This is a genomic window from Mesorhizobium sp. PL10, assembly GCF_053714315.1.
In genome coordinates this window covers 1-9526 of sequence record NZ_JBSKBR010000065.1, presented here as the reverse complement: position 1 = coordinate 9526, position 9526 = coordinate 1, and the positions used below count along the sequence as shown (strand labels likewise).

The window sequence follows — 9526 nt, the reverse complement described above, 5'->3', positions numbered from 1 at the left end:
TCAGCAGACTTCAAGCTCGCGCTTTTGCGGTTTTTCAGCTTTCAAAAGAGGAGGGTTTCGGGCTTGCACTTACCAAAGCGCTCTTTAAATGTCGGCCGTAGTGGTCTCAGACGCGTTCGGGTTAAAACGGCAAATTCTCGATGGGGTCAATGGAATTGTTGTACAGAGTGAAGCCGCTAATGTCACCTGACGTTCAGCGTGCAAGCCTGCATATTTGCCCGGTCAGAACAAAATAGTTCCTCCATTGCAGCCAACATCAACGAGTTCTCCGGCGCGCCTTTATGCTTGCGAAGCCGGAATGCCGAAAAATGTTAGACTACGCGTCGCTAAATCGCGCGGATACCGCAAGAAATCCGCCTTCAAATTGCCGATAAATTCCTCCTATAATTCGACTTCCAAAAAACGCTGGTTTGTTTTCGTTGATAATCTTAGCCTCGAACGACCCGTCCGCATCGTCCGTCCCGACTATTACATCTTGAAAATCCAAGAACTCACCAGTCGCAGGCGCGTATGACTTGTATACGGCCTCCTTGATCACGAAGATCAATTTCGGGCAGAAGCGACTGCTTGACCACTCTTTACGCTCCATTTCCACAGGGGTGCATATGATTGGCAGGAGCTCCGCTTCGAGCGGCTCTTGATCTTCAATGTCTAGTCCCAGAGCGAGTACATTGCTGGAGCGTCCAGCAACTGCTCCGCAATCAGACGAAGAGTGGGAAATGCTCCCGACAACTCCCGAGGGCCAAAGGGGGGCCCGATCTCTCGACAAAATTGGAACAGGAGCAAAGCCTAGATGACGCAATGCCTCACGAGCGTGATGACGTCCCCAGCTGAACTCACGCCGACGGCGAAGCGACACGTTCCCCAACATTTCAGCTTCATCGGGAAATGGCAGGGGAACCGGGTCACGTATCTGCCCGCCCGAAAAGCTAATGTCATCCCCCAAGGCTGCGCCGATAGCGCTCCCTAACGTAGCAAGCGTTTTCATAGCTGGGGCGCGCCCTTGTTCCGGTGATTGTGAAGGTGCGAATTTGCGGTATTATGGCGGCATCCTTCTACTACATTGACGCTGAGGTCCGGCAACGAGGTGCAACTCTCACGTATCGCAGCTCGAGAGGTTCCCCTTATTCGTAGCATGCTGAGTGGGAAAATCCATCGGGCGCAAACGCCAGCTTAAGGTCACAAGTGACTGAGGGTCCATAGCATCCGGAACGACGTCATGCTCTCCAAGCTCAATTGACGTCAGATCGGTATGAAAGCGCGATCCCTATACCATTGAGTGCCAGGGCACCACTCCGACAGACGCCAGTGAGGAGCGGTACGTTCAAGGCGCTTTTGTGGGCTGATCAGTTCAGACATTGCAGAGGCGGGCGCGCTCAGATCGCATCGCCCCCGAGTAGATAGCTCTCGTCGTGGTCGCTGCGCTGGTGGCGACGTGGTGCTGCTGATGGCGCTACTGACGGTCATGATCGCGCATTAGCCACCGAATGACGATGACATCCGTGGCGCCGGGTGCGCTCTTTTTAGCCGCTTTAGGAACTCCAGATCGAGCGCCTGTTTGCCGGCGAGGCGATCCAGGGTGGCAATTCGTGCGAGGTATTGCTGGACCAGAGGTTGGCGGTCTCAACTTCGTCGTCTCGCACGCTTGATGCTTCTGGACCTCCGGATTTCGACAGTGCGTGGCGCTTACCTCATTGATGTGGACTGCAACGAAGTACGCTCTTCTGTTCCAGGCGGGGAGGTACGACACCTTGGAGTCCGTAAGCAAGCGTCGTCCGCCACGGCGCCGCCAGCAAAGTTGGAGGTGGCCGCCGAGCCCTCGGTCGTGACGTCGCTTCGGCGACTTCATCGTTGCGTGGACGCTAGAGTCAGCACGGGAGGCGAGAGGCGTCTTGATGTCCATGTTGTTCTTCAAGCTGTGTCCGGTTCAAGACGTCCATGTCCAGACCCCGACATCAAGACCGAAGTATTCCCGCCGTCGCGGCGCGAAGCACATGGTTCCTTGGGGCAAGGCTCGCAGAATGTCTTTGGCATGCTGATTGCTAGACATTGCTGAGACCAGGAACCCGACCATTTGGCGGTCTCGCGGACGTGGCCCCAAGATTTCCGTGGATAGGAGATCATCATGAGAACGATCGGTTGCGAGCTGAATGACATTCAGACGTCTGCGAGTTCGCTGTCGCAATTCCGTAGGGTCGACCACATTGCGATCGCCGTGCTCGATCTTGAGGCCTCAATTAAGTTTTTTCGAGACGTACTTGGATTTGAATTGAAACGTCGGTTTCACATCAAAGGCCGAGGGACCGGTATGCGGTCTGCCGAACTCGAGAGCCGAGGCATTAGATTTGTTTTGTGTCAGGGCACTGAACCGGCTTCTCAAGTCTCGGAATTCGTGCGGCACCACGGCATTGGAGTTGCTCATATCGCACTTGAGGTGGACGACGTGGATGCCACGGTAAAGACACTAAAGTCTCGCGGTCTGGGATTTGATACGGATGTTATTCGTGGTCCTGGACTGACACAGGCCTTCTCGAGTCGCTCCATTGAGACAGGCCTAAGCTTCGAAATCATTCACCGAGATGGAGAGACTGGTTTCCTCGAATCGAATGTTCAGCAGCTCTTCGATCAACTTGAACGGTCTGGCAAATATTGAGCAAAAGCGCCTAGGCCTCCGAGTCAAGTTACGCTCGCTCCCCGCAAAGCGGTCGATCCACAACTCGGTGGAATCTCGTGCAAGGTTCGATGATGGATGACAGGTCGCAGCTCTCAGTAATGAATTTCCTGAACGAAGTCTCAGGTGTGTTCCCCTCGGCTATTTCTCTGGCGTCCGGCAGACCGAGTGACCGGTTCTTCGATAAACTTGACCCCCAGGTGCTGGTGAATGCGCTGAGAGTATATGAACGGTATTCAGCTGGCGGTCACCGGAGCGGGCAAGGATGGTCAGACCTGTTGCAATATGGACGAACCGCCGGGATCATTAGCGAGTTCGTTGCGCAACAGGTGCGATCCGATGATGGGGTTCCTGCGAAGGCGGATCGCCTACTGATCACCTCAGGATGCCAGGAAGCACTTGCTATCTGCCTGCCGGCGCTGTGTCCTGAACCTGCGGATGTGCTTCTGGTCTGCAATCCCACCTATGTCGGTGCGACCGGTGCAGCTAAAGCTGCGAAGGTCGCCATTGCAGCGTTGTCCAACTCAGGGCCTAGCGTCGCGGACGCAATCGAGGCCGCCGTCCAGCATTTGCGCAGGAATGGTCGGAGGGCTCGGGCGATATATCTTATTCCCGACTTCGACAATCCGACCGGGCGGGTTCTCGGTGCGGCCGCACGACGCGATATCCTTCAAGTGTGCGCCAGACATCGTCTCGTCGTTTTGGAGGACAATCCATACGGGCTATTCCGCTATGAGGGAGATGCGGTTCCTCCGATGGCCGCGTTGGATCAGGTCGGAAGTGTTATTTACCTGTCCACATTTTCCAAGACGCTAAGCCCGGCTCTCCGTGTCGGAGCCGCAATACTGCCCGACACCATGTTTGGAGACGCGGGTGTTCGCCAGGCACTTTGGAACGACCTGGTTCAGCGCAAGAGCTTCGTTACCATCAATACGAGCCAGATTACACAAGCGATCGTGGCAGGGCTCTTGATCCAACAGGGGGCAAGCTTGCGTGCCTGGATCCGCCCGGCGCTGGATTGGTATCGTGCAAATCGCGACGTCATGTTGCGACAACTCGATAGTGTGTTTTCGCCTTTTTCGGATCGGATTCGATGGAATCGTCCCTCCGGCGGGTTTTTTCTGACTCTTGACCTTCCCTTCAGATTTGGGGCGGACAACGTGGACGAGTGTGCAAGGCGTGACAATGTCATTGTCATGCCGATGAGCTTCTTTGCATTGGATGATTCTCAAGACTGCCGGGTCCGACTGGCATTCAGCGCGGTTACTCCCGAGCAAATACGAACCAGTGTGACAGGCTTGAGCCGCTACATCGAGCGGTGCCTGGGCGGGAAACTGCCTGGCTTGGTGGGTGGATTGGCTGGGGGGTGAGATGCCATATCTGTCTTCTCCGGTGTGCGCCGGCGCTTACGAACCAGGCGATCGGAATAGGCAACCTGCCGGCCCACCAATCAAGTCCAGCATTGTTGTTGGTAGTGGTACGTTAGCTATTAGCTGTGCTCAGCTCGCAATGGAGATGGGCCACGGCATCCGCGCGGCTCTGTGTGGCGACGCCATATTCGCGGATTGGGCGGCTGGCGCGAATATCCTGCGTGTTGCAAGCGTTGAAGAGCTCTCGTTTTTCTTGAAGGCCGAGCCAGTAGATTGGATTTTTTCCGTCGCCAATCCGTTCATATTGCCGCCGCACGTGTTTGGGCAAGTGCATCGAGGTGCTTTTAATTACCATGACGGTCCATTGCCCCGATATGCCGGAACGCACGCGACCTCCTGGGCGCTGCTGGCGCAAGAGACCGAATATGCCATCACCTGGCACCGGATCGATGAAGGCATTAACGTGGGTGACGTAGCGGTTCAGCGCCAAGTGTTGATTGCGCCTACTGATACCGCGTTGACCCTGAATCTCAAATGTTACGACGCCGCCGTCGAGGGTTTCGGCGAGCTCTTAACTGGCTTGGCGAAGGGAGAGCTTACTGCCCGTCCGCAGGCACTGGAAGACAGAAGCTATTTTGCGAGGCATCGACTCCCTGATGCGGCAGGCTGTCTACTATGGGATCGATCCGCGCAAGATCTATCGGCGATGACGCGGGCCTTGGATTTTGGACCGTATCATCCCAATCCATTGTGTGTGTGCAAGGCTCTCGTTGGGGAAGAGGTTGTCGCCGTCCGGCACCTGGAGGTGCTGCCGTGCCGCTCGGGCTTTGCGGCCGGTCGCCTGCTGGAGATTCACTCCAGCCACTGGCGTGTGGCGACGGGTACGCAGGATGTCGACGTCTGGTTTGGCAGCTTGGACGGTCAGGCTCTGGAGGCGCGAACACTCGCCAGCCACTGCAATCTGGATGAAGGCGACGACCTCCCGCTCTTGAGCGACGATCAGGTGCGGCACCTAACTGCTATCCATGAGGAGATAGCGCCGTCAGAGGACTTCTGGCGACAGCGGCTTGAGCAGTTTAAAACAGTGCAGCTTCCTTTCCTGTCGTCGGGCGCAGCCGAAGCGCTGGCGCGATGGCAGTCGAGTTCGTGGCTCATTCCAGAGGCCTTAGCTGAGCTGCCCGCCGTTGATCGGGTGGAATACTTGATAACGGCTTGGCTGATCTATCTAGCCCGCATCACGGGCCAGGCAGAGCTTCAGCTCGGATGGACACCGGCGCCGAAAGCGTCGCGAGCCGGCGTGCAAGCGGTAGGGGCCGTTATCGCTTCCGCCGTGCCTATGGAAGTCACCATCGATCTTGCCAATGACTTCGAAGAAATACGCAAAGCGGTGGCGGCCGAATGCGCTCAACTGAGGGAGCGCGACAGCTTTGCGCGCGATCTTATCGGGCGCTGCCCGCCATTGAGGGAGATAGAGGCGCTGCGATCGCAACGGCCCTGGCCGGTTGGTATGGCGATTGCGGCAGAAAACAGTTCTGCCGTTGTTCATTCAGCCTCGAGCCTCCATTGCGCGGCAGCTTTGCTGACATTTGAGATTTGTGCTCTCGATGGGAGCTTTCGCTGGCACTTTGATGCCAGTCGATTGGCGCCGGAGCAGATCGAGCGCATGACTCAGCATTTGCAAACTTTGTTGTGCGGTATGCTGGCCGATGCCGGGCAGCCGGTCGGCAGCATCGACATCCTGCCGGCCGATGAACGCACCTATCTGCTGGAGGAGCTGAACCGGACGGCGGCGGACTATCCGTCGCAGCTGTGCATCCATGAACTGTTCGAGCAACAGGTCCGGCGTGCACCCGAAGCCGTCGCCCTCGTCCATGAGGACGAGCGCCTGAGCTATGGCGAGCTCAATCAGCGCGCCAACCGCCTGGCGCATCACCTGATCGCACTGGGGGTCGAGCCCGGGGATTGCGTTGCTACGGTACTGGACCGCTCTGTCGCGCTTGTGGTGGCGCAACTGGCAATCCTGAAGGCGGGGGGAGTTCATGTGCCGATCGATCGCGCTCTCCCATCCGCTCGACAAGAATGGCTGATCGCCGACTGTGCTGCACGCCTGGTGCTCGCCGGGACAGAGCAAGGTAGTCTGGATACTGTCAGTCCTGTTCTGGCCATTGAGCCGCTCATGGCTGGGACAGGAAGTAACGCCGATCCTGGGCTCCCCTTGAGCGCCGAGGCGGCCGCTTACGTGATGTACACCTCCGGCTCGACCGGCCTTCCCAAGGGAGTTGTTGTTCCTCACCGTGCCGTCAATCGGCTCATCATCAACAATGGCTATGCGCAGTTCAGCTCAAAAGATCGTGTGGCGTGGGTAGGCAATCCCGCGTTTGATATCAGTACGCTGGAAGTCTGGGCGCCGCTGCTACACGGCTCACGCCTGGTTGTGATTCCCTACACTGATGTGCTGCAGCCGGAGATGCTGCGCAGCCTGATTCAGCAGCACCGCATTACGGTCCTGCATTTGACAGCCGGATTGTTCAGCCAGAGCGTTGATGATTTGGGCTCGGTGCTGGCGAGTTTGCGGGTTCTATTGGTCGGCGGTGATGCGGTTGATGTGCCAGCAATGGCACGGCTTTTGCGCCAGAACCGACCGCACCATCTCTTGCACTGCTACGGTCCGACGGAAACGACGACTTTTGCGGCAGTGTGCGAGATCACCGCGATTGATGAGACATTCGGCCGTCTCCCGATCGGCCGTCCGATAGCGAATACGCGGGTGTATCTGCTTGACGGTCATGGGGCACTGGTGCCGTTCGGGGCGGTGGGTGAGCTCTATGTTGGCGGGGCAGGCGTTGCGCGCGGCTACCTGAACCGGCCGGAGCTGACGGCGCAGCGGTTCATCGCCAGTCCCTTTGTGGACGGCGACCGGCTGTATCGCACCGGGGATCTCGCGCGCTACCTGCCCGACGGCAATCTGGAGTTTCTGGGCCGCAATGACGACCAGGTGAAGATCCGTGGCTTCCGCATCGAGCCTGGTGAGGTCGCGGCGCGGCTTGCCGAGCATGAGTGGGTGCGCGAGGCGGTGGTGGTGGCGCGCCAGGACCGGGCCGGCGACAAGCACCTTGTCGCCTATGTGGTATGCGCGCCTGAGGCGGCAGCGCCGGACGAAGATCCAGGCGCGCTGGCCGGCGGCTTGCGCGGTCATCTTGGCGCGCGGCTGCCCGACTACATGGTGCCGGCGGCATTCGTGCGGTTATCGGCGCTGCCGCTGACGGCCAACGGCAAGCTCGACCGCAAGGCGCTACCGGCGCCGGAGGACGACGCCTATGCGCGCCGCGGCTATGAGGCGCCGCAGGGCGCGGTCGAGACGGCGCTGGCCGCGATCTGGGCCGAGCTCCTCGGGGTCGAGCGGATCGGGCGCCACGACCACTTCTTCGAACTCGGCGGCCATTCGCTGCTGGCGGTGCGGTTTCTCGGTCGAGCATTAGATCTTGGGTTAAAGTTTAGCGCCGCAGATCTCTTCCAAGCTCCTGTTTTGAAGGAACTCGCATCGAAGATCGACGCGGAGCCGCACCGCAACGTAGCTCAGGTGTTTTCTGTAGTGCTTTCCGTTCGGGCTACAGGATCGCAACCGCCGCTCTTCTTTGTTCCCACAGGGTTAGGAGATTGTTCGTATGCCCTCAGTCTGGTGAATGAAATGAACGTGGACTGTCCTGTCTATGCTTTGCCATGGCCGTCCTTCAACGAATTGTGCCCGCCGACTTTTGAAGGGATAGCATCGGAGGTGATCCTGGCGATCAAAGAAATCCAGCCGCGAGGTCCATATCGCTTCGCCGGATATTCCTCAGGCGCAATTTTGGCCTACGCGATTGCCCAGCGCTTACTGGATCTCGATGAAACTGTGTCATTCATCGCTTTCATCGATGTTGCGCTACCTGCAAATCCATCAAGCGTATCACCTGCCCAAATGGCGCGAGAAGTAGTGCTGGAATCTCTCGAATTCTTGGATGACAAGCGCTTCGACATATTGGAGCAATTCGCTGGACAAAGTTCGACTGTTCAGCTGCTTGAAAAGGCGCAGCAAATTGGAGCGATCCCTCTGGGTCGTGATGTCCACAACGACGCTTTGACGTATGAAACAATTGCCCAATTCCACACGGCACTGCAGTTGTATCGAGTTCCACGCCTCTCAGTTGAAATACATCAGTTTTACGCCGCCGAGCCTCGCCGCAGCCGGTCACCACCAGCCAAGAATTCACCAGGTCCGGAGGCAGGTTCGCCCTTGCGGGGCTGGGATCGCGTTTTGAGTGAGACGGCCATTCATGCCGCGCCAATTCCAGGCAACCACATGACGATGATGAGTATTCCCGACAACCGCCGAGTTCTGGCCAGAGCCATGTCAACTGCTTTGAATAGATCCACTGTGACAACACGTAGCCCTGCAGCGGTCGATACTGGTGGGCTAATGACGTGATCTGGTGGCTGACCTCCGCTTCCGCATCGCTGAAGAGGAAGGCGACATCCCGGAGAATGAGCCGCGCTCACATCTGGTCGACAAACCCGAAAAGTGTTCGGATCGCCTCCTAACGGCTTGCTGTTGTCGACAGGCGATTCTCTCGTCGTCGATCAGGGGGCCGGAACAAGTGCTGTGCAGAATCTTGCGCTAAGGTCGAACGGAGGGAACGCCCGGATGTTCGCTGTGGCTACGCCATTTGCCTCCTGTACCGTCGGGCTGCCTTTGGACAGAGGCTTGGCCACTACCGTTCTGGAGTGGATTGGAAAGTGGCCCCGACGAGCGTTTCTCCAAGAACACGAGCGAAAGACGTTATTCGACATTCCGGTCGATGAAGACAGTCTGATCAGCCACTATTCTCTTTCACAGGCCGATTTGCTGGAAATCCAGCTACGGCGGCGCGAACACAATCAGCTCGGCTTCGCGATCCAACTCTGCTTGATGCGCTACCCCGGCCGGCCACTGTTGGTTAACGAGGCTCCGCCGAAAGCGATGCTCGACTATGTTGCCGAGCAAGTAGGCGCAAGCTCGACCGCATTCAGACGACATGCCTTCCTTCGATCAGGGTCTTTCCCGCCCGCCGACGAGCGATAGCGCGAGCCGCGAGCCCCATCCGCTCGATAATATTGGCCAGCGGGAGCAGCGAATTTCGATTTGCGGAACTCCGCCACAATGGAGCGACAGCAATCGATGTACCAAGGGGAGCAGCCGAATGCTTGCGGCCGCGGGCCGTGATCGCGGGCCTTTCCCGCATCGGCGATAGGTTGATCGAAGGCTCGGTCCAGATCAAGCGCGCTGTTTCGACCTTGGTCCGAGCGGGCGTGTTAGAAAATGGAGGCCTGTGGACGCGGGTTTTTCCTGACTGGTCAGCTTCTCGACAGCTGATTGCGACAGCTTGTTGTTTGGCGTGCGAGCCCAATCCATTCGCCGCTGAGGCTTTGATCTGAGCCTGTCTGCGCAGACTTGCGAGCAATCAATATT

4 protein-coding genes and 1 pseudogene are annotated in these 9526 nt (G+C 57.9%); 4 read left to right on the top strand and 1 reads right to left on the bottom strand.

What is annotated here, in order from left to right; translation table 11 throughout:
- Positions 1–316: 316 nt before the first annotated feature.
- Positions 317–988, bottom strand: coding sequence for a 4'-phosphopantetheinyl transferase family protein (locus ACWGTO_RS32105; protein ID WP_454578758.1), 672 nt, complete (start codon positions 986–988; stop codon positions 317–319).
- Positions 989–2125: 1137 nt separating this feature from the next.
- Here ACWGTO_RS32105 and ACWGTO_RS32100 point away from each other — a divergent pair.
- The 4 genes and pseudogenes from ACWGTO_RS32100 to ACWGTO_RS32085 all read left to right on the top strand — a co-directional run.
- A complete protein-coding gene (locus ACWGTO_RS32100; protein ID WP_454578757.1) occupies positions 2126–2653 on the top strand; it encodes a VOC family protein in 528 nt (175 codons plus the stop codon).
- Positions 2654–2772: 119 nt separating this feature from the next.
- Entirely contained in the window at positions 2773–4041 is a 1269-nt protein-coding gene (locus ACWGTO_RS32095; protein WP_454578756.1) for an aminotransferase-like domain-containing protein, read from the top strand.
- 145 nt (positions 4042–4186) lie between these two features.
- Positions 4187–8506 (top strand): amino acid adenylation domain-containing protein, encoded by a 4320-nt coding sequence (locus ACWGTO_RS32090; protein WP_454578755.1) that lies wholly within the window; start codon positions 4187–4189, stop codon positions 8504–8506.
- Positions 8507–8806: 300 nt separating this feature from the next.
- A pseudogene (locus tag ACWGTO_RS32085) lies at positions 8807–9097 on the top strand (DUF4158 domain-containing protein); the annotation flags it as partial.
- Positions 9098–9526 lie beyond the last annotated feature (429 nt).

What these genes read in the sequence shown, in the direction of transcription:
- ACWGTO_RS32105 (WP_454578758.1), bottom strand. Translation starts at nt 988, where the DNA reads ATGAAAACGCTTGCTACGTTAGGGAGCGCTATCGGCGCAGCCTTGGGG.
- ACWGTO_RS32100 (WP_454578757.1), top strand. Translation starts at nt 2,126, where the DNA reads ATGAGAACGATCGGTTGCGAGCTGAATGACATTCAGACGTCTGCGAGT.
- ACWGTO_RS32095 (WP_454578756.1), top strand. Translation starts at nt 2,773, where the DNA reads ATGAATTTCCTGAACGAAGTCTCAGGTGTGTTCCCCTCGGCTATTTCT.
- ACWGTO_RS32090 (WP_454578755.1), top strand. Translation starts at nt 4,187, where the DNA reads ATGGGCCACGGCATCCGCGCGGCTCTGTGTGGCGACGCCATATTCGCG.